This is a genomic window from Pseudoalteromonas aquimarina, assembly GCF_049257255.1.
GTDB lineage: Bacteria > Pseudomonadota > Gammaproteobacteria > Enterobacterales > Alteromonadaceae > Pseudoalteromonas.
On record NZ_JBMMUG010000002.1, the window covers coordinates 384,283 to 406,006 of the forward strand.

The window sequence follows — 21,724 nt, forward strand, 5'->3', positions numbered from 1 at the left end:
ACATATGTGACCTTTTTTAAATAGTGATGCCCTTATAGTTCTAAGTCATCTTCAGCTAAGCTTTTTGCTTCACCTTCTTCAGGTTGAATTGTTGCTTGAAGAAGTAACATGTCACGAAGCTTTTGCTCAATCTCATTGGCAATCTCAACGTTCTCTTTTAAGAACTTAATTGAGTTAGCTTTACCTTGACCAATCTTGCTACCTTTGTAGCTAAACCATGCTCCGGCTTTATCAACTAGGTTATGTTTAACACCTAAATCAATTAGCTCACCTTCTTTTGAGATACCTTGACCGTACATGATAATAAATTCAGCTTGCTTAAATGGCGGTGCAACTTTGTTTTTAACAATTTTAACTCGCGTCTCGTTACCAACAACTTCATCACCTTCTTTCACTGAACCCGTACGTCGGATATCAATACGAACTGAAGAGTAGAATTTAAGTGCATTACCACCCGTTGTAGTTTCTGGGTTGCCAAACATTACACCAATCTTCATACGAATTTGGTTAATGAAAATACAAAGTGTGTTTGAACGCTTGATGTTACCCGTTAACTTACGCAGTGCTTGCGACATTAAACGCGCTTGCAAACCAACATGGGTATCACCCATATCGCCTTCAATTTCCGCTTTTGGAGTTAATGCTGCAACAGAGTCAACAATCACCACATCTACCGCACCAGAACGTACTAACATATCGCAGATTTCTAATGCTTGTTCACCTGTATCAGGTTGAGAAACTAAAAGCTCGTCAACATTTACACCTAATTTTTCAGCATAAACTGGGTCTAGGGCATGTTCCGCATCAACGAAAGCACAGGTTTTACCTTCTTTTTGAGCTGATGCAATTACTTGTAATGTTAACGTTGTTTTACCTGATGATTCTGGACCATAAATTTCAACAATTCGGCCTGTTGGTAAACCGCCAATGCCTAATGCGATATCAATACCTAGCGAACCAGTTGAAATAGCTTCAATATCAAGTGCTTGGCTATCGCCTAGCTTCATAATTGAGCCTTTACCAAATTGGCGTTCAATTTGTGATAGCGCAGCTGTTAGGGCCTTTTGTTTATTATCGTCCATTTGACTCTCCAAATCTCTGTTATGCAGCAAAGTATACTGTATAGATTACCAGTATCAAGTGTTTTTTATGAGTTTATTAGCTCAATTGCTTTTTCTAACGAATATTCAATAACTTGCAGTCTAACTTCGGCACGATCACCGGTGAATAAACAGTGATTAAGCGATAGTTTATCCAGTACTTTTATCGCAATCCATACAGTACCAACAGGTTTTTCAACACTGCCACCACCAGGACCTGCGATGCCAGAAACAGCAATTCCCACATCAGCATTAGCAGCTTGCATTGCACCAACCACCATTTGTTCTACGGTTTCTTTGCTTACCGCGCCAAATTGCTCAAGTACATCAGTGTTTACACCTAGTAACTCATGCTTTGCCTCATTGCTATAGGTAACAAAACAGCGATCAACATAAGCAGAGCTACCTGCGGTATCGGTCAATGCATAGCTAATGCCACCACCAGTACATGATTCAGCAGTAGTGATCCAAAGCTTTTTATTGGTTAAACTAGCACCCAACTTTGCCGCTAGCTCAGAAATATGAGCGGGTAATATCATTTTTTTACCTTTTACATAACAACTATTAGTCAATTATGCCGTTAGATTTATATTCAGACCATACTATCAGCCAACAAACGCCAATGATGCAGCAATATTTAAAAATTAAGGCTGAGCATCGAGATATTCTCGTTTTCTATCGCATGGGCGACTTTTACGAACTGTTTTTTGATGATGCCAAGCGCGCTGCCGAATTACTTGATATTTCGCAAACTCATCGCGGTAAAGCTGGCGGTGATCCTATCCCTATGGCGGGCGTGCCTTATCACGCGGTTGAAAACTACCTTGCACGCTTAGTGCAAATGGGCGAATCAGTTGCGATATGCGAACAAGTCGGCGATCCTGCCACCAGCAAAGGGCCTGTTGAGCGCAAAGTGGTACGTATTATCACACCAGGCACGATTTCAGACGAAGCCTTATTAAAAGAGCGTCAAGACAATCTACTATGCGCTATTTCGCACAACGACAAAGGCGCCTATGGTATTGCATATCTAGATATTAACTCTGGACGTTTTCGTATTTTAGAAGTTGATAATGACGAAGCACTGACATCGAGCTTGCAGCGTATTTCACCTGCTGAATTGTTATATCCAGAAACCCTCGAAAATACCCGTATCATTGAGCAATATAATGGTCTGCGCCGTCGCCCAATATGGGAGTTCGATTTAGACAGCGCGAAAACCGCATTAAATAAACAATTTGGCACTAAAGATTTAGTTGGGTTTGGCGTTGAAAATGCTGCGCTTGCGCTGCAAGCTGCGGGCTGCTTAATGCAATATGTAAAAGATACCCAGCGCACGACATTACCGCATCTAAATGCGATTGGCCTTGAGCAAAATGAGCAAAATGTCATTCTTGATGCGGCAACCCGTAAAAATTTAGAGCTTACTGTCAATCTATCGGGCGGTTTTGATAACACTCTTGCGCAAGTGCTTGATAAAACAGCGACGCCAATGGGCTCTCGTTTACTAAAGCGTCGCCTGCATAGCCCAATTCGCGATCAACAAGAATTAAACAATCGCCTTGATGCACTCGGTGAAATCCACGACTTAGCCATTAACCATGAACTGCACGATACACTTAAACAAGTTGGCGATTTGGAGCGTATTATTGCGCGCTTAGCGCTGCGTTCAGCAAGGCCTCGTGATTTGTCGCGTTTGCGTTTAGCGCTGCAAACATTACACCCAATTCATGACTTAATTAACGATGCGAGCAGCACGCGCCTAACGCAAATCAAGCAAGCCACTCCTATTTTATCTGAGTTACAAGACTTACTTGAGCAAGCGATTATCGACAATCCACCAGTATTAATTCGCGATGGCGGTGTGATTGCCCCAGGCTACAATCAGGAGCTTGATCAATGGCGTAATTTAAGCAAAGGCGCCACTGATATTCTCGAGCAAATGGAAATTCGTGAGCGTGAGCGCACAGGTATTGCCACCTTAAAAATTAGCTATAACAAGGTACATGGTTATTACATCGAAGTAAGTAAAGCCAATGCAAGTAATGTCCCTGCAGATTACGTACGCAGGCAAACACTGAAAAATAACGAGCGCTATATCATTCCTGAATTAAAGGAACATGAAGATAAAGTATTGAGCAGCCAATCTAATGCGCTAGCCCTTGAAAAACGCCTCTACGAAGAACTGTTCGATATTATTTTGCCGCAAATTGATGTGTTGCAAAAAATGGCAGCAGCTCTAAGTGAGTTAGACGTAATCAATAATCTTGCAGAACGTGCAGAATCTCTCGATTATGTCAGACCAACGCTTAGTAATAATAATTGTATTGATATTAAAGGCGGCCGCCACCCTGTGGTTGAATTTGTTATGCAACAGCCGTTTATCGCCAACCCAACTTACCTTGATGATAAACGTAAAATGCTGATTATTACTGGGCCAAATATGGGTGGTAAATCAACTTATATGCGTCAAACAGCACTCATTGTTTTAATGGCACATATCGGTTCATATATTCCGGCAGAATCTGCCAGTATTGGCATCACCGATCGTATTTTCACACGCATCGGTGCGAGCGATGACCTTGCCTCAGGTCGTTCAACCTTTATGGTAGAAATGACCGAAACCGCCAATATTCTCAATAATGCCACCGAAAACTCGCTGGTATTAATGGACGAAATTGGTCGCGGTACCAGTACTTACGATGGTCTATCACTGGCATGGGCAACGGCAGAATATTTAGCAAAGAACATTGCTGCGAAAACCCTGTTTGCAACGCACTATTTTGAATTGACCGAACTGGTAGAGCAGCTCGACATTCTTGCCAACGTGCATCTTGATGCAATTGAATATCAAGATACCATAGCGTTTAAACACACAGTACTTGATGGCGCGGCAAGTAAAAGCTTTGGTTTACAAGTGGCAAGCCTTGCGGGTGTACCTAAGGCGGTGATAAACCGTGCCAAACAAAAGTTGTCGTTACTAGAGCAGCATCAAAGTGTCAGTGAAATGCCATTAACAAATGTTGCCAGCGCGCCACTTTCGCAACAGGCGAGTTTATTTGACGCACCGAACCCAGTGTTAGAAGAACTTGCTGCAATTGACCCTAACGAGTTAACCCCTCGTCAGGCGCTTGATTTAATCTACCAACTTAAGCAGCTTGCTAAAAATAGCTAGGATCTATTGGCCTGTTGCAAAACAGGCCGACTTATAAACGAATGTATAGTTAAGCTGAGCTCAAGTTAATTAAGTAGCGCTTGTCCTTTTTCCGACAAGCTTACTTTTACCCCATGATAAAATTCAATTTCTTGGTGTAATAAACTCTCTTGCGTGGATATACATAAGTACTCACGCATTTCTTCAATTTGGCACCAAAAGCTTAAATCGCCCATAAATGGCACTTCTTCCAAATCTTGATTTGCACCAAACAACTGTGCCAATGAGAGCGTTTGACCATTTAAACAATCTAAAACTTGCCACTGAGTACGATTTAACCCCATATCATCGGGTTGTTCTTGTAAAAAGCGTTGAATCGATGTTTTAAGGTTCGGCCAGTGTTTAAAGTCGAGTGTTAAACAAGTCTCTAACGCAGCTATATTTGTAGTTAATGCCTGCCAAACCAGAGAGGTTAATTCAAAAAATGCATCACTCGGGCTAAAGCGTGTTTTGTAATACTGGGCAACTTGCGCTGCATCTAATTCACGCGGGGGTAAGTGATCAGGCAGAAGTACGATAAATAAGTTACGTGTTGATTCAAATTGCGCGCGGTACCATGCAATAAACTGTAAGCCAATTAAACTGTCAAAGAGTTCTGGCGTAAGCCACAAGGTGACTTCACTACTCTCTTCAATACTATCGAGTAAGGCATTTCGCTGTGCAAACTTGGTTTGCACATCTTTTAATGGCAAACAAAAATAATCAGCTAAAAAAGCTGCGCGGTAATCACTCATTGCAGGTAGTGTAAGCTGCGACGATATCGGGCCATGATGAAGCACATCTTGCCAAGCAACAAACTGCCCTTGAATACCAATTCGTTTTAAAAATAAGTTTGCGCTATCGCCATTGGTAATATGAAACATATAATAACCTCAACTAATAATATTCAGTTGAAACTAATCCACTAAATAATATTCAATGCTTGAAACCACTCGCACCTGTTTAATGTGCGGCGAGTTCGAATCACGATCTGCAATACTAAACTGACCTTGACGTGCAGACTTGATTTTACCGAGTGTTGAATTTGAATCCGTTGCAAATTTCTCAGCAACTTCACGCGCCTTTTCTGTTGCTTGCTGAATCATTTCAGGCTTGATGTCATTCAGGCCGGTAAAAATATACTGCACTTTTGCGTCATAGCGGTCACTAGAAATAGCAATACCTTGTTTAGCGAGCTGCGTTACTTTAGTGAGTGCATGGCGTACTTTCTCTGGCTCATGGCTATACACTGTGATACTCGACATTACAAAATAGCGCATTTGGCCTTTTTCTAATTGTGCGTAAGGCTGAGCAAGTTTGTCGGCAACATTTGGCGGTGCAATTGACACTTCATCATCACTAAAACCATGCAGTGTCAAAAATGCGCGCACAGCTTGGTTCTTTGCTTCTAACTCACCAATTAGTTTGGTTAAATCATTTCCCGCTAGCGAATAATTTATTGGCCAAATTACGGTGTTTGCCATTACCTCTTTTTCAGCTAACCCTTTTACCGCAACGCTACGATCAAGCGTTTTAAATTCAATAATGCCCTGTTTTAAAATCAGGCTGGCAATAATCAGCGCAAGCGCAAGGATTAAAGAAGTCGCTATTGTTGGTTTATTCATGTTCGCTCACTAGATGTTTGTCTTTGCCGAAGTATTCTGGCGTTTGTGTTGAGAGCACTTTTAAAGGCTGTTGGGATGTGACCGTTACACCATGCGGCGTATTCTCATCAATTTTTACAAAATCACCTTTTTTAATCGTAAAGGACTTATCGCCCAACTGCATTTTCCCTTCACCATCGACAATATACACCATTTCACTGTGTTCTTTATGCAGGTGCTGCGGTACTGATTTCTTTATAAAAATAAGAAACTGGCTGGCATCTTGATTGCTTGCAAGCTGCACCACTTTAACATTTTCAAGATCACTTGGTGCTACCATTTGTTCAATGTTTATTGGTGCACTACTGATAGCAGCACTTAGCAATAATAGGGTCATAATTAACGGTCCATATTCATTCTCAAAGAAGCATAACAAGACCCTGTTTTATATCAAGTATCTTGTCTGAATATTGCTTTATACTTATAGACGAATTTTATACTATACGAGTAACTCAACTCTGGTGAAAAGCTATGACGGTAAAAAGGATAAGCCAATTTTTCAACCCTAAGTCAGTTGCAGTGATTGGGGCATCAAACCGCACCAATCGAGCTGGTTATGTGGTAATGCGTAACTTACTGCAAGGGGGATTTAACGGTCCAATAATGCCTGTAACGCCTAAATATAAAGCGGTACACGGTGTGCTTGCCTACCCAACCATTGATGCGTTACCACAAGTACCAGACCTTGCGGTTATTTGTACTAACAAAGATCATTGCAATCAAATCGTCGAGCAACTCGGGCAAAAAGGCTGTAAAAATGCCATTATCATTGCCTCTGGGTTTGATAAAACACTAAAACAAACCCTTATAGAAACCGCCAAAAAAGCCGATGTGAATATTCTCGGCCCTAATAGCCTAGGTTTACTTATTCCACGTATTGGCCTTAACGCAAGCTTCTCACATATGGTTGCAAAGCCTGGCAAAATTGCATTTGTATCGCAATCGGCTGCCGTATGTTCAACCATTTTAGATTGGGCAAAAACCAAAGACATTGGTTTTTCATACTTTGTTTCTGTAGGCGATTGTGGCGATATCGATTTTGATGAGCTAGTCGACTTTTTAGGTCGCGATGCCAATACCCAAGCCATTTTGTTGTATATCGATAACATTGAACATACTCGCCAGTTTATTTCTGCAGCAAGGGCTGCGGCATTTAGTAAACCTGTGATTGCAATTAAAACAGGCAAAACGGCAGCTGGAGCCGATGCAGCTATGGCTCACACTGGTGGCAATCAAGGCTCAGATGCAGTTTATGATGCCATGTTCCAACGCGCCGGTATGCTTCGAGTAAACGATTTACGCGAGCTCTTTGCCGCTACACAAACCCTTGCGTTACACCCTAAGTTATTAAAACAAGAAGCACTCACTATTTTAACTAATGGCGGTGGCCCTGGTGTGATGTCGGTTGATACACTGATTCAAAGTTCTGGCAAACTCGCTGAGTTATCTAAAGAAACCATTACTAAATTAAATCAGGTATTACCTCAGCATACTTCATTTGCTAATCCGGTCGATATTTATGGCGATTCAGATCCAAGACGTTATCAAAAAGCCGTTGAAATTTTAGTGCAAGCACCAGAAGTTGATAACTTGCTTATTTTGCACAGCCCTTCAGCACTTGCCCCAAGTGAAGAATTTGCCAATGTTATTGCAGAAACGGTGAACAAGATCCCCAAAATGCAGCGCCCTTATGTAATGACCAACTTTATGGGTGAAACAGCCGCCTATGCTGCACGAAAAGTATGCCAAGCAGCAGGGATCCCAACCTATCGTACACCTGAAGGTGCCGTTGCCGCATATATGCACTTAATTCAATATCGCCGCAACCAAAAACACTTAACGCAAACACCTGAGTCATTACTTGATTCAAATAATATCCATAGCGAAAAAGCTGCATCACTGATTGAAAATAACCTGCAAGATAAAATGCATTACTTGCCTACTCATGACGCAGCACCGCTTTTAAATTGCTACCAAATTAATTGCATTGCTACAGAGCATGCATACACCCCAAGTGAAGCCCGTGAGTTTGCCCAAAAGATAGGATTTCCCGTTGCACTTAAGTTAGTTAGCCCTAACATTCCGTCAAAATCTGATGTTGGCGGTGTTGTGTTAAACCTTAACGATGGCGATGAAGTAGAACAAACGGCATTTAACATGTTGTTGCGCATTAATGAAACGTATCCAGATGCGCAAATTGATGGTTTTGCACTACAGCGTATGGCAACCCGTGCAGGCGGCCAAGAGTTACGCATTGCGGTTAAAACCGACCCAAATTTTGGCCCTGTGATTTTACTCGGAGAAGCAGGCACTGCGCTTAATTTTGATTTAGCAGCCGTTGCCCTTCCGCCGCTTAATATGAACTTGGCGAAGTATTTAATTGCCGCGGCTAGCGATAAAGGGTTTATCAAAGAAAAACACCTGCCAACAAAAATTGATAAGTACACACTTTGCGCCATGCTCACGCGGGTATCGCAAATGGTTGTTGAAAACCCCGATATCAAATCGCTAGAGCTAAACCCTGTACTCGCTTTGCAAGGAAAGTTTTTAGTGTTAGATGCGTGCATTGAGCTTGAAAAATATCAAGCAACAAGCCGCGCTAAACGCTTAGCAATTAAACCTTATCCAAAAGAACTTGAACAAGAAATCACCCTAAAAGATGGCTCACTTGCTATGCTGCGCCCTATTCGCCCAGAAGATGAAGAAGCCCACCGCGAGTTTGATAATAAACTCACGAAAGAAGACAGATATAAACGCTTCTTTGGCGAGATGCCACAGTTTAGTCATGAGCAACTGGCAAAAATGACGCAAATTGATTACGACCGAGAAATGGCATTTATAGTTACACAAAGACGTGATGATGTTTGGCAAACACTTGGGGTGTCAAGGGTGTTAATGGATCCTGATAATCTCGTTGCGGAGTTTGCCGTTGTAGTTCGCTCAGATATAAAAGGCTTAGGTTTAGGGCGCATTTTAATGCAATCGGTTATCGACCATTGTAAACGTCAAAAAGTACAAAAAATTGAAGGTCTCACCTTGCCTGAAAATGCCGGCATGATTGGCCTTGCCAAAAAACTCGGCTTTAAAGTAAGCCGTGATTTTGAAGAAGGCACTATTGTTATGACCATGCCATTAAATTAAGAGGCTCACGTGAATCAATTACGACTCAGCATTGCACAAGTACTTGAAAGTTCTGGTGAGGGGTTACGCCTTGGCCGCTTAATTGATGGCTTATTAATTTTACTGATTATCGGTAACGTCGTAGCCATAGTATTTGAGTCAGTTGAAGAAATCGCCTTAGCCCATCATCAACTGTTTATTAGCATTGAAATTTTTTCAGTGGGTATTTTTACCATCGAATACTTATTACGCCTTTGGGTCTGTGTGGATAAAGAACATTACCGTGATTTACCTATGCCTAATTGGCGTAAACGCCTTCGTTATTTACGTTCCCCTCTGGCAATTATTGATTTACTCGCCATATTGCCTACCTATTTAATGTTATTTGTCAGTTTTGACTTACGCTTTTTACGCGTATTCAGGCTGTTACGCGTATTCAAACTCACTCGCTACTCGCGCGCGATGCAATTATTACTGCAAAGTATTCGTGAAGAAAAAGGCCCCTTACTTGCTGCCTTTTTCATTATGAGTGTGGCGTTAATTACCGCCTCTTGCGGTATTTATCTTATTGAACACGACGAACAACCCGATAAATTCGGCTCAATTCCAGACGCAATGTGGTGGGCAATGGCCACACTGACTACCGTAGGGTATGGCGATGTTGTGCCAATAACACCGCTCGGTCGCTTTTTTGGCGGCATGATCACTGTGCTAAGTATGGGCATGGTTGCTATTCCAACAGGTTTACTGGCATCGAGTTTTTCAGATCAACTCAGACGCCGCCGTGTTAAGTTTGCACAGTATGTTGCGTTATGTTCTCGCGATGGTGAAATTTGTGAAAAAGACCAAGCACAAATTGAAGAAATGCGTATTGAGCTCGGGTTAAGTAAAAAAGAAGCGCAAATCGCAATTCGCAGAAAAATGGAAGAAATAAAACACATTAACTACTGTGCTAATTGTGGCCATAAAATCCCCTAGCTAAAAGTTAGGGGCTGTAAATTTTGGTAAAACAACAGACTCAAAGGTTTGTAACAATCAATTCTAAAATGAACGCGCATTTAATTGCCTGTAAACTTTGAAGGCTCATTTTAGCTTTATTACAAACTACTGATATCCGTTATCACCACAACAAAGTTATCAACCTCAGCGCGCTCATTAGCAACAGCAGTCACTTTAATTAAGCACTTAAACTGTTCGCCTTCTGGGTTGGTTATGGTCTCTTCCGATTGATAATGCTCACCGGCATTTAGCTTAGCTAGCTCACGCAAGTATTGGGTACGGCGTTTTGCACTCAAACCAAGTGATAACTTGCGTGATGAGTCTTTACTTATATCAAATTGATGACTTTCTCTAAGCGCCTTATTAATGGCTAAAATTTTGAAGTCACTATCCATAACAAACACCCAGTCACGGGTATGTTCGAATGCGGTGCTGAATAATCGTGCACTGCTTTCTAAGTCTCGTTCACGTGTGAAATTGGTATACGTGCCCGTTACCCGCTGTGGCAAGTCACCATCCCACTCAATTACACGGCCTACATCTTTGTACCAGCGCCAATGGCCTTGATTGTGACGCACCCGATAAGTGAGATTGAACTCCCCTTTTTGAGTACTAACAAATTCCAACCATTCTATGCGATATTTAGCCCTGTCATCAGGATGTATTTTGGCTAAGTATTCATCTAGCGTCACGTTTTGCTTATCAAAGCCTAATTCATTGCGTAAACGCGGCTGATAAATATCGCCTACACCACTTTGCCATTCCCAAACACCTGATTGGCTACTTTCAAGTGCCAGCTTTAAGCGTGTTTCATTTTCACTACTTTGCTTATGTGCAGCCAACAAACGTTGTTGATAGCGATGGCGGCGCAAAAACCAAACTGAAGTCAAACTCGCGATTAAAACAAAGTAAATTGCAAACGCCGCCGGTGAGCGCCAAGGTGGGTAATGCACTTGAATAGTAAAACTTTTAAAATCTGTATAACTCCCATTTAGCGGGTCGCGCGCGCGCACATAAAAAGTGTGTTTGCCCGGTGCAATTCGCGCAAAAGCGACCTTGTTGTTTTCAGTGCGTACCAGCGGAGAATCATCTAAACGGTATTCATACTCAACACGGTCTTGGTATTTAAATAGCATGGCTGAAAAACCGATTTCAAGCCCGATATCATCGTAATCAAGTTCCAGTAAATTTTGCTGAATAATTGATTCGGCTTCTAACTTACGTGACATCAAAGTAATGGAGGTAATATTTACACGCTCTGAAATTTGCTCGTTAATATCATTACGCTCGGGGAAAAAACTCGTAATGCCCTTAATCGAACCAAAAATGATTCGCCCATCCGAGTAGGTTAATTTTGAGCCCGAGTTAAACTCGTTTACTGTTATGCCATCATCAACCGTGTATTGCCTAAAATGCATAGTATTGGGATTAAAGCGCCAAATACCACTGTGACTTGCCATCCAAATCATGCCTCGTTGATCTTTGGTTAAGCTGTAGAACAATGAGCCACGAGTATCGAACTTATCTTCAATACGGTATTTCTCTTCAAATGTATGACTATCAATTCCAACAAGGCCATAGCTATAGTATGAAAGCCACATAACACCATTATTATCTACCACGTAAGATGTCATTTCTAAGTACTCAACATCGTCTTTTACTGGCGGTGTATAAAGGTGTTTTACGCTGTTATCAGGTAGAAGTTGATAAAGTGATTTACTGTGGAAAAAAAAGGGTAATTGGTCGTCTTTCATAGGCGGTAAAAAATACCCTGAAAGCGTATCGTCAATTACCGGTATGGCAGGTTCAATTTTGATTAATTCTTGGCTATGAGTATTAAATTTAAAGTAGCCATGTTTAAAGCTTTTAAAATACATTTCACCGCTTTGGCTGAAATGACCAACAATAAGTTGCTTTTGAAATATATCTTTGTACTTTTCAACGGCAACCTCCACCGCTGAAATGGTTAACGTAGTTAAATCAAATTTAAAAAAGCCACGACTTGTCGACAACCACAAGATATTGTTATGTTCAAAAATTTGATAAACATGAAATTCGTGGTTGATACGATCTGCAAAATAACCTTCCAAATAGGTTTGGCTTTGATAGGTGTGTGGATTGATTTTGGTAATTCCGTCGCTGGTTGCAAGCCAAATATCTTTGTTGTGCTCAACCATGCCCCACACATTGTTATGCGATAAGCCGCCATACAAGGTATCGCGATTATAGTTTTGAAATAGGTAATTATTTTTAGCAACAAAATACGCGCCATCAGACTTACTTGCTAACCACATTGATCCATCTTCAGAGATCAACATATCAACAATACTGTTGTCGCTCAGTTCGTAATCTGAATTATCTAGCTCGGTGCTTTTGATAAGCTGATCGTCATCTGCAAAATAGTTATATACGCCTTCGTTAGTCGCCAGTTTTAAGCCTGACTTAAACTGCATAATTTTCCAAATATTTAGATCTGCTATACGCATTTCACTGGGCAGTTTGTCTAACTCTCCAGCCACTAATCGTTCAATATTATCAAGCTCAACCGAGTGCAAACCTTGCACCGTACCTAACCATAATTGCGAACCCACAATATGAAATGACTTCGCATTATTTTGGTCATGATGCTGCGCCGGCTCATTGAGATACTTAAGCTCAACTACTTTTTGTGTATTGGTGTCCATAACATAAACACCTTCAGAAGTACCAATCAGCAAGTAGTGTTTGTAGTACTTTAATGCGCGCACATACGCGTATTTAAAATCACCCGGAATTTCAAAAACATGCTTCACTTCGCCTGTTTTACTATTCAGTAAGGCCAAATTTCGCGTGCGCCCTAACCAATAAAATCCTGGTTGGTGCGTTTCTAACATTACAATCGGTGAATGACTGCGATCAGTTTTAAACTCGAGCACCCTTTCGAGTTTATAAGCGTCTGTATCATAGCGATAAAGCCCTGAGTAAGTAGTCGATATCCAAATATCATTTTGTTTATCTTCATATAGAAAATCGATCGACTTATCTCGCAACGTGCCTTCTGGACCTGTCATAGTAGAAAGCTGATAACCGTCGTAGCGATTAACCCCCGCTTCCGTGCCAATCCATAAATAGCCATTTTTGTCTACCAGCATGCCGGTAACGTAGGACTGGGCGAGACCTTCATTGGGAGAAAAACGACGCACATTCGGGTTATCAAGGGCTAAAGCCCCAGCCGAAAACACTAAACACAGCAACAATATAAAGCGATTCATTACAACTCCAGATTAGTTACCATGCAGCGAATATCTCGCCCTTGGCGGACATAAGCTTGAAATATTGATTGAAGCTCTGGTGGTGGCTCACTTAAATGAAAAGCGCAGCGGGTATACCAGTCAACAAGGTGTGAATATGCAAAGGTATAAATTGGCAGCTGATAATAGGATGAAATGTGTTTAATTAACTGTGATGCCAAATTTTTACCGCGATGAAGCGGCACCGTAAACACCCCAGTTAATAAATAATGCTCTTCTTTCAAAGTAAGCTTTGCTGTGGCAGCAATTTGGTTATCAATTTTAATCAGCCAAACCTTATCATGGCTTTTAGCACGACCGCGCACATTGTGCTGTTGATAAAATTTATTTACCAAAGGCGTCATGATTGGGTCGAGTGATTCACATGCTATTTGGTTCACGACATTGTCGCTAAATACCGCTCAAAGCGTTGCTTTAGCTCACCTTGCTCTGATTGTGGGCGCTGCAAAATAGCTGAATAAATTTGGTCTCGCGTACTTTTACCACGCTTTACTTTAAACGCCCAAAAAGAGGCTTCATAATCTAATTGGATTAAATATTTTTCCTGACGAGGTAAATTACATAAGTTAAAAGACATGTTCTTTTTATACAGCAAATTAAATAGTATGTTATGGTAGCAATGTACCATATAGGTTTCGCCGATCAATACTAAAATGAATTCTGTAATGCGTCAGATAACAACTAAAACACATGCTTTATTGGGTTTAACACTAACTGGCTTTTTACTTGCAGCTACGTTGTTACTTGCCAAACCGATTATGGCTGAGCAAAGCACCACCACTTTAATTTTCAATAAACCACTAGATACCGAAGTGTCTCGCATGCTTATAGAGCGTTTAAACAACGCTTATCGCGCTATTGGTATTGAGATTAAAATTATCGACTTTGACCATAAAAGCTCGCTAAAAGCGGCAAACGCAGGTGAACTTGATGGGCAAATTGGTCGCGTAATTGGTATTTCAAACGATTACCCTAATTTGGTAGCGAGCATCACACCATTGATGCATTTAAACCTCGTACTTATAACCAATAAAGGCGTCTGTTCAAATTGCCAATTAAACAACCTGAAAACCATTAGTCATAATGCCAGCTACCCATTTGCGCAAAAATACATAGAGCAAGAAAGCTACCAAGGCGAAGTGATTACCAACAGTAACCTTACCAGTCAATTGCATATGCTTCGTAATGGCACTATTGATGGCATATTAGTATTAGAGTACTTGCTTGATCATCAAATTGAGCAGCAAACCTTCGAGTATTTTGACAGACAAATCGTCTCGCAAAAGCCTATTCATCACTACTTACATAAAAAGCACAAAGCCATTTTAGCCAAACTTGATGAGCAATTTATGCAAAACTCATGGGCAAAATTAGATCACAAAAAACCCAAGTAACCTACTCATACACAACATCAAAAGTCTAAATTGGTTTGCTCTGAAGCACCGTTTCCGCCGTCTTGTTGTTGCGCTAAACTTTGGCGAATGCGCTTTTCACGCTGTGCACATAGCCGAATAACATGCTTCTTTTGTGCATTGGAAAGCTGGTTCCAATGAAAGCGTTCTTCGCGCGAACGAAAACAACCTAAGCAATAACCTCGGTTATTCACCTGACATACCCCTTTGCATGGACTGGGTATCTCAAAAATTTCGATTTGCTCAATAATTTGTTTTTGTTCAGCCATTTATTATGTAAATCCGCTTTAAAAAACAAAGCAGACTTGGTCTATTTTTACGCACTCATAAATACAGTTTAACTATTTTTTGCACAAAAAAAACCAGAGTATTCACTCTGGTTTATTGAAAAATTTTATTCTTGCGTAAAAGCAAAGCGATTGATTACTTTTGATTTAACACCGGTTTTGCATAAATTTGCTTTATAAACTCATGTAATTCAGGGGCTACATCATCAAAACGACTTTGATAAACACGTTTCGCATCTTCGCTTATTTGTTCTGCTTCTTTATTTGCCGCTAAGTAATTGTTTGGATGCAGGAAGTAATTGGCATGAATGTAGTTATCAATGGTCTGCGCTAATTGTTCTGGCGTATCACAGTTATCGCTAATTGGCTCACCAAACGACAAGTGAACATGCCCTTTGTTAGTTGCAAAGCCCTCAATAATGCTAGCGATATCTTCGCCCTGTGCTTTTTTGTATTCACCGAATGTGGCTTTATGATATTGCTCTTTTGCTTTGGCTTTTTCGCATGGTTCAAACTCGTACGAAATCGCCACTGGCACGACGTTAATCGATTTAACATAGTCAGCAAATTCCATTTTTAATTTACGACCATGTAATTGCAGCATTTTAATTAATGCCGGATCAGTTACATCGTTACCGTCTTTGGCACGACCTTCTTTTTGTGCAATCCATACTGAGTTTCCACTGTCGAGCGAATCATAAATATAGTGCGAAAGGGTCGTCAGTGTTTTTAGCATTTCTTTTGGCGACTTTACCGAGCGCTTTACAATAAAGCTTTTATTTAAGCGCATTAGCTCCGTCATATAAGGTACTTGCAACAGGTTGTCGCCAATTGCAATACGCACTGTTTTCATATCACTTTGGAACAAACCATAGTTAACAAAGGCTGGATCCAGCGCGATATCACGGTGATTTGAGATAAATAAATACGCTTTATTTTTATCAAGCTTATCTAATCCAGAAAACGTTACTTTAGATGTAGTGCGCTTTACTAAAATCTCCAGATAACGAGCAACAGCTTGTTGCACTTCATCAACGGTTTTAAATTTTCCATATTTGTTGCGTAACTTAGATTTAACTAAGTAATTGCCAAGAAATGGGATAGCACGCAACCAAGATGGCAAGTTATGCTCTGCAATTACAGAGATAAATGCATCATCATTTAAAAGTCGCGAAACAGATGCGGCTACTTCGTCATCATTATAAGGGCGAATATCTGCAAATTTATCGTTTGAAATAGTCATAACTTGGTTTACTGCATATGAAAAGGGCGAACATTTTACCTGTCATTATTGTTTTTGGCTAAATTTAACATCTCTTACCAGTTAAGAGTAAATTAAATGGTTGTCGAACCGCAATGCTTGTAACTGAAAAAGAGGTAATTTTTCATTGCTACTTACAACCTGCCCTTTGCCATTAGTAACAATAAATGACTCATGCGTGTTTGCCACTCCCGCACAATCTGCAAAACGTTGATGACTTATCAAGTGATGATTATCGAGCTGCCAAAACGCCACAATCCCACCTCGCGGTGAAGTAACTGCAATACGATTCTCTTTATCATTTATCGAGATGCTTGCGATGTATTGATTAAACGCCAACCAAAAATCTGGTTCTGCGCCAAGAGGCTTGAGCACATCTCCCCGCTTGTGACTAAATACCAGCGGCCAGGTATCGCGATAATTACCTTGATACTGTGCGCCGACAATTACTTCACCACTTTTAGCAACTGCCAAATGGCGTAAGCTCAATTGAAAATGCGGCGGTGTCACTGTTTCAACAACTTTTCCTGAATTCAAATGCACATAACTGAGATTGGGTGCCATCGTATCGAGATTAAGTTTCTCGCGACCTTTTTCTGGATGAGTTTTAATTCCGCCATTAGCAACCACAATATGCTCACCATCAGGCATTAATGCCAATTGGTGTGGGCCAATCCCGCCGCTTTCAACTCGTTTTACAACTTCAAACGACGTTGCATCACGAAACACTAAATAGCCCTTAGCACTTTCTATGTGATTTTCTGTCGTGATCAATAAGTTGCGCGTTTCGTCAAATACCCCATGCCCATAAAAATGAAAGCCATTTTCAGCATTCAAGGTATTTTCTAAAGTGTTTTCCTTAAGGTCGACAATAAATAACTTGGTAAATGGGCGACGTGAAAACGCCACCACACGCTCATTATTGAGGATCAGTAGATCATGGCCTCGGTTAGCAATTTTCACCTGATTTAATAAATTACCAGCATCATCAAATGCCACCACAAAATGCTCACCTTGATGATTTGACGCCGCACTAACAAAGCGTGATTGCTTGGTTGTTGTGCATGCCACCAAATTTGCCCCAACCGACAAACTCAAGCCACAAAGCGCTAGGCTTTTTAAAAACGTTCTACGCTCCATACTTAATCACCATCATTAGAATTAAAGTTTGGATTTAGCGCAGTTAACTGAATAAAGTCAGTTGAAAGGTAAAGCCTAAACTCTTCAATTTTAGTGATAAGTGGTGATAACTTATTGCGACTTTCTTGGATTGTAACTGCTTGAGATAAAGGTTTATCAATTGCATTTAACTGTGTTTCAAGCTCATTAAAGTAAGCCAAGATTTTTTCATTTACGCTGGTATTTTGATGAATGTCTTTTAAGTACTCATCAAAGCCATAGCCGTCGCCTGCAAGATAAGCCGCCTTTAACGCTGCTACATTCATCTTAATATTTTCAAGTGATGATAAGCTGTAATGGGCTTCTGCCTTTTCTGGATAGCCCGGAATAAGCGTGCCTTTCACATTGTTCAATTTGTTATCTTTAATCACTTCAATTAACTCAAACCAGTTGGTCACGAAGTCTTCAAGTACCGCTTGTTTAGTATCATAATCACCTGTGCCGTTTTTAAAATCATTTACAAACCCTGTGGTTTGCTGCTGCCAAGCCGTTAAGATTTCCGTTGCGATAGTTTTAACATTGGCAGCAATCGCCATTACCGCTAAACAGCGGTCTTCTTTATTTTGAGCAGTGAGCAGTGCTGTTTCTTCATCGTTGTTAAAAATTAATAACTCAAGTGCTGGCAATCCTTGCGCACCGTCTTGTAAGCTTGCTACCGCATTGGCATCAATAACTTGTGCTGCTAAAAGAGAAGCTACACCGCGACTTACAGCGTTGTTATTATCCGGCCAAAATTGCATGCGGTAATGACGGAACTCCTCTGACTCTGGGCCCATTTTAACTGCTTTAGCAAACTGCCACGCTTTACTCACGTTAAGCCAAGCAGTTTTAAGTGTCGCCAATTCATTTTCGCTCGGTGACGGGTAAGCACAAAATGTAATGCTTGCTGCATCTAATTTGTCAGCTTCATCCACCAGCGCTGAGTAGGCAGGTAAAATATAGTGATCAGCTTGTGCTTCTAGTAACTGAGTCATCGCCTGATCTTTTGTCAGTGAAACAACGGGTGGTGTAACTGTCGGTGTTTCTTTTGTGGTTTCACTGCCACCACCGCCACATGCGGTTAATAGCGATGCGGTTATCAATACTGTAAGTGCCTTAAATTTCATTTGGTTACCCTTAAATTTGTTTTAAAAAGTAAATCAACGCATCGCGCTGTTGTTGATCAAAATTCACAAATGCCAACTTTGCTTGTTCGGCTTCACCGCCATGCCATAAAATAGCTTCGGCGATTGTTTTCGCTCTACCGTCGTGGAGGAATGCTTGGTAGCCTTGTACTTTTTGCTGAAGCCCGATGCCCCAAAGAGGAGGTGTGCGCCACTCGCGGCCATTCGCTAACCCCTCGGCTTTGTGATCTGCCAGCCCTTCGCCCATATCATGCAAGGCTAAGTTGGTGTAGGGCCAAATAGTTTGATTAGCGAGCTCTTTAATCGGGTAATCTCGCTTGGTTGTATAACTTGGCGTATGGCAGCTATGGCAATTCGCTAAATAAAAAAGCGCTCTACCCTGCTGTGCTTTTTTTGAAGTTAACTTACGGGTTGGTTGCACAGCGACATGCGCTCCCATAAATACTGTGAGTTTGTGTAGCTTTTCGGGGATCTCAAGCGCAGTATCATGACCACCCATAAATGAGGCTTGTTGACACAATAATTGCGATTGAGTGCAGGTATCCTGAGTAAAAAGTGGATTGGTAATGCCAATATCATTCACAAAGGCGGCTGCAGTTTGAGATGCTAAACTGACCTGACTTGCTTTAAAACCAAACCTGCCTAGTTCGCGCTGCTGTGTTTTTGGATTCACTACACGGTTGTATTTAGCCGAGATACCATCCTTGTTTTGGTCATTAATATCTTGTTGCGACAGTAAGTCAGCTTCACTGATCGCATCTAATAACCCCATGCCATAAAGTGCTGGTGCGTACCGCGGTGAAAGCACCGTCGATGGCTGTAACTCACCATAACCTAAATCAACCAATTGATAGCTTGGCTTAGTCAACTGATAAGCTGTGCCGTCAGCATAGTGGCCAGTCAATATTTCATACTGAATTTTTACTTTACCTTCAGCTACCAAGCTTGCCGGTTTAGCTAACTTAATAGCAAAAGGTTGGAACTGCCCGCCGTAATGCTTATCAACAGCCTCACCATTTTGCGAATGCCCCAAGCGAAACAGTAAGGCCATGGGTGAATGTGTGCCTTCACCAACCAATTTTCCGCGTCCCCCACGGACATGGCAGGCTTTACATGAGCGCGCATTATAAAGCGGCCCTAAGCCATCACGATCTGTGGTTGCTGCGGGTGCAGCAACCCATGGGTCGCGGAAAAACGAAAATCCATCCCAAAAATCCAGTTGCTGATCTAGGTCGAGATTTTCCGATGGGTGAATAAAAGTGCGCGTATTAATGCGTTTAAGCGTGATATCCCCGCCGGGGCGTAACTCGCTTTTTGAAAACTCAGGTGCCTTTTGCTCAGTACAACCACACAGCAAAAAAGCGAAACAAAATACGCTAAAAAATGTATTTTTAATCATAACGAATTTAGAAAAGCGAGCAGTAATTCACGGTCATCTTTTGCCATAGCCAAATATGCTTGTTTGGCTTTTTCGGCTTCACCGCCATGCCATAAAATGGCTTCGCTAATGTTGCGCGCACGACCATCATGTAAAAATGTTGCTCGGGCATTTACTTTTTTCACAAGCCCCAAGCCCCAAAGCGGCGCTGTTCGCCACTCAGTACCAGAGGCACTGCCTTCTGGGCGGTTATCAGCAAGCCCTTCACAGCGCTGCACATAAATACAGTTTTCACCTGCTTGGCAACTACCACCTTGAGTATTTTCTTTGCTAATTGGTGCACATTCACCGCCCATATCATGGAGCAGTAAATCGGTGTAGGGATAAATAATTTGCTCACTTAGCGCTGCAATAGGTGTACTGGTACCTTTAAAACCAAGAATATCGACATCGCCCAACAAACTCGCTGGCGCTTCAGTGGTTTTATGACGTGGCACATGGCAGCCATTACAGTTAGCGGCAAAAAATAACGCGCGACCTTTCACAATATCGTCTTGCCAAGTGTTTGTTTGGCTATCAAAACCACGGCGCTTTGGCACTGCAAGCAAGCGGTTATAAAATTCCACCTGCGCAAGATCTAAATCACTGAGATCTAAGCCTAGCGCTTCGCTATCTTGTTCAAGCGAAGCTTGTTCTATACAAGCTATTTGATTTTCCGTACACGGCTCATCTTGATTAATACGGTTTGTTACGCCCATATCGCCACGGTAAGCACCGGCGATTTGCTGAAGTACGGATGCTGTGCCCAGCTTATAACCAAAGCGAGCTAGTTTTGTTTGCTCTGAAATGGGCTCAGTCACATAAACTGCGCGACCTGAAATGCCATTGTTATCAACATCATCTGGGTCAGCATAGCTGGTGATATACGCTTCAGGAATGGCATGTAATAAGCCTGAGCCAAAAATCGCTGGCGAAACACGCGCTGAAAATCGCACCGTTTCGTTAAATGGGCCATAAGATAAATCGGTTACTTTATAAATCGGTTTACGCAGCTCATAGCTTTCGCCATCAGCAAACTGCCCTGTGAGCGTTTCATATTCAACAAATGCATACGCTTCACCATAAGCAAGGCCTTCATCTAACGCGCCATTAAATTTCGGCAGCGCTCCTGTTGGAAAACCAAACACCTCGCCAAAGGTTTGTAGTTGGTCACCATAAATCGCATCAGGCTGGCCATTCTCATCGCTGATGCGTAGAAACATACTGGTCATTGCAATGTTTTTGCTGCTTGGCACTTCACCGCGGCCATCTTTAATGTGGCATCCCTGACACGTAGGATTGTTAAATACTGGTCCAAGCCCTTTATGTGTGCCCCTAAATAAGTGATCACCCGACTTAAAAACAGCATCAAGTTCAAAGTCATTACGGATAGTTGGTGCGGATTGGCTGAAGGCATCCTCGTTAAATACACTACTCGTAGCTTCACCACCGGATAAATGCTCACTCGCATCCGGTTCGCTTTGACTAATTGGCGCTAAACCATCATTTGGTTGCCCTGGCAGACTAGCACTTGGCGGATTTGGTTTATCTGGTACTGGCTCGCTTGTCGTTGATGAACCACCGCAACCAACAACAGCAAAAACTAAACTTGAAAGAAAAATGTGTCGCTTCATAAATGCCCCTAGAAACGAAAATAGCGCTGCAATATGCAACGCTA

Annotated in this window: 18 protein-coding genes; 4 read left to right on the forward strand and 14 right to left on the reverse strand. The window is 41.6% G+C overall.

Features of this window, described 5'->3' with window-relative positions:
• Window positions 1–32 precede the first annotated feature (32 nt).
• Complete coding sequence (gene recA, locus AAEU29_RS06710; RefSeq protein ID WP_421972598.1) at window positions 33–1,082, reverse strand: recombinase RecA; 1,050 nt, start codon at window positions 1,080–1,082, stop codon at window positions 33–35.
• 65 nt (window positions 1,083–1,147) lie between these two features.
• On the reverse strand, window positions 1,148–1,639 hold the full coding sequence (locus AAEU29_RS06715; protein ID WP_421972599.1) for a CinA family protein: 492 nt from the start codon (window positions 1,637–1,639) through the stop codon (window positions 1,148–1,150).
• A gap of 35 nt (window positions 1,640–1,674) precedes the next feature.
• Here AAEU29_RS06715 and mutS point away from each other — a divergent pair, with 35 nt between their 5' ends.
• Complete coding sequence (gene mutS, locus AAEU29_RS06720) at window positions 1,675–4,275, forward strand: DNA mismatch repair protein MutS (protein WP_421972600.1); 2,601 nt, start codon at window positions 1,675–1,677, stop codon at window positions 4,273–4,275.
• Between the two features lie 65 nt (window positions 4,276–4,340).
• Here mutS and AAEU29_RS06725 read toward each other — a convergent pair whose 3' ends face one another.
• From AAEU29_RS06725 to AAEU29_RS06735, 3 genes are read right to left on the reverse strand one after another with little or no spacing between them, the layout of a single operon-like run.
• Window positions 4,341–5,177 (reverse strand): DUF1835 domain-containing protein, encoded by an 837-nt coding sequence (locus AAEU29_RS06725; RefSeq protein ID WP_421972601.1) that lies wholly within the window; start codon window positions 5,175–5,177, stop codon window positions 4,341–4,343.
• Between the two features lie 33 nt (window positions 5,178–5,210).
• A complete protein-coding gene (locus AAEU29_RS06730) occupies window positions 5,211–5,918 on the reverse strand; it encodes an SIMPL domain-containing protein (RefSeq protein ID WP_274763423.1) in 708 nt (235 codons plus the stop codon).
• Window positions 5,911–6,294 (reverse strand): cupin domain-containing protein, encoded by a 384-nt coding sequence (locus AAEU29_RS06735; RefSeq protein WP_421972602.1) that lies wholly within the window; start codon window positions 6,292–6,294, stop codon window positions 5,911–5,913. The genes AAEU29_RS06730 and AAEU29_RS06735 overlap by 8 nt, the downstream gene beginning before the upstream one ends.
• A gap of 134 nt (window positions 6,295–6,428) precedes the next feature.
• Here AAEU29_RS06735 and AAEU29_RS06740 point away from each other — a divergent pair, with 134 nt between their 5' ends.
• Window positions 6,429–9,098 carry a bifunctional acetate--CoA ligase family protein/GNAT family N-acetyltransferase gene (locus tag AAEU29_RS06740; protein WP_421972603.1) on the forward strand — a complete coding sequence of 890 codons (2,670 nt, stop codon included), beginning with the start codon at window positions 6,429–6,431 and terminating at the stop codon, window positions 9,096–9,098.
• Window positions 9,099–9,107: 9 nt separating this feature from the next.
• Window positions 9,108–10,055, forward strand: a complete 948-nt coding sequence (locus AAEU29_RS06745; protein WP_421972604.1) for an ion transporter — start codon at window positions 9,108–9,110, stop codon at window positions 10,053–10,055.
• A gap of 119 nt (window positions 10,056–10,174) precedes the next feature.
• On the opposite strand, the gene AAEU29_RS06750 is transcribed toward AAEU29_RS06745, so the two are convergent.
• Genes AAEU29_RS06750 through AAEU29_RS06760 form a run of 3 tightly spaced genes read right to left on the reverse strand, consistent with a single transcriptional unit; the run spans window position 10,175 to window position 13,943 of the window.
• Window positions 10,175–13,327 carry a two-component regulator propeller domain-containing protein gene (locus AAEU29_RS06750; RefSeq protein ID WP_421972605.1) on the reverse strand — a complete coding sequence of 1,051 codons (3,153 nt, stop codon included), beginning with the start codon at window positions 13,325–13,327 and terminating at the stop codon, window positions 10,175–10,177.
• Entirely contained in the window at window positions 13,327–13,746 is a 420-nt protein-coding gene (locus tag AAEU29_RS06755; protein ID WP_421972606.1) for a GNAT family N-acetyltransferase, read from the reverse strand. Before AAEU29_RS06755 ends, AAEU29_RS06750 begins: the two co-directional genes overlap by 1 nt.
• Window positions 13,743–13,943, reverse strand: a complete 201-nt coding sequence (locus AAEU29_RS06760) for a DUF3283 family protein (protein ID WP_274763429.1) — start codon at window positions 13,941–13,943, stop codon at window positions 13,743–13,745. Before AAEU29_RS06760 ends, AAEU29_RS06755 begins: the two co-directional genes overlap by 4 nt.
• 88 nt (window positions 13,944–14,031) lie before the next feature.
• Between AAEU29_RS06760 and AAEU29_RS06765 the strand changes: the two genes are divergently transcribed.
• On the forward strand, window positions 14,032–14,760 hold the full coding sequence (locus AAEU29_RS06765) for a transporter substrate-binding domain-containing protein (protein WP_421972607.1): 729 nt from the start codon (window positions 14,032–14,034) through the stop codon (window positions 14,758–14,760).
• A gap of 17 nt (window positions 14,761–14,777) precedes the next feature.
• On the opposite strand, the gene AAEU29_RS06770 is transcribed toward AAEU29_RS06765, so the two are convergent.
• From AAEU29_RS06770 to AAEU29_RS06795, 6 genes are all read right to left on the reverse strand, one after another.
• Window positions 14,778–15,026 carry a DUF1289 domain-containing protein gene (locus AAEU29_RS06770; protein ID WP_421972804.1) on the reverse strand — a complete coding sequence of 83 codons (249 nt, stop codon included), beginning with the start codon at window positions 15,024–15,026 and terminating at the stop codon, window positions 14,778–14,780.
• A 175-nt stretch (window positions 15,027–15,201) separates the two neighbouring features.
• Window positions 15,202–16,308, reverse strand: coding sequence for a 1-acyl-sn-glycerol-3-phosphate acyltransferase (locus AAEU29_RS06775; RefSeq protein WP_421972608.1), 1,107 nt, complete (start codon window positions 16,306–16,308; stop codon window positions 15,202–15,204).
• 81 nt (window positions 16,309–16,389) lie between these two features.
• Complete coding sequence (locus AAEU29_RS06780) at window positions 16,390–17,466, reverse strand: DUF1513 domain-containing protein (protein ID WP_421972609.1); 1,077 nt, start codon at window positions 17,464–17,466, stop codon at window positions 16,390–16,392.
• 2 nt (window positions 17,467–17,468) lie between these two features.
• The gene (locus tag AAEU29_RS06785; RefSeq protein ID WP_421972610.1) at window positions 17,469–18,611 is read right to left on the reverse strand and encodes an imelysin family protein; all 1,143 of its coding nucleotides are present in this window, start codon (window positions 18,609–18,611) and stop codon (window positions 17,469–17,471) included.
• A gap of 10 nt (window positions 18,612–18,621) precedes the next feature.
• Window positions 18,622–20,028: a di-heme oxidoreductase family protein gene (locus tag AAEU29_RS06790; RefSeq protein WP_421972611.1), complete on the reverse strand. Its 1,407-nt coding sequence runs from the start codon at window positions 20,026–20,028 to the stop codon at window positions 18,622–18,624.
• The gene (locus AAEU29_RS06795) at window positions 20,025–21,680 is read right to left on the reverse strand and encodes a di-heme oxidoreductase family protein (protein ID WP_421972612.1); all 1,656 of its coding nucleotides are present in this window, start codon (window positions 21,678–21,680) and stop codon (window positions 20,025–20,027) included. The genes AAEU29_RS06790 and AAEU29_RS06795 overlap by 4 nt, the downstream gene beginning before the upstream one ends.
• Between the last annotated feature and the right edge of the window lie 44 nt (window positions 21,681–21,724).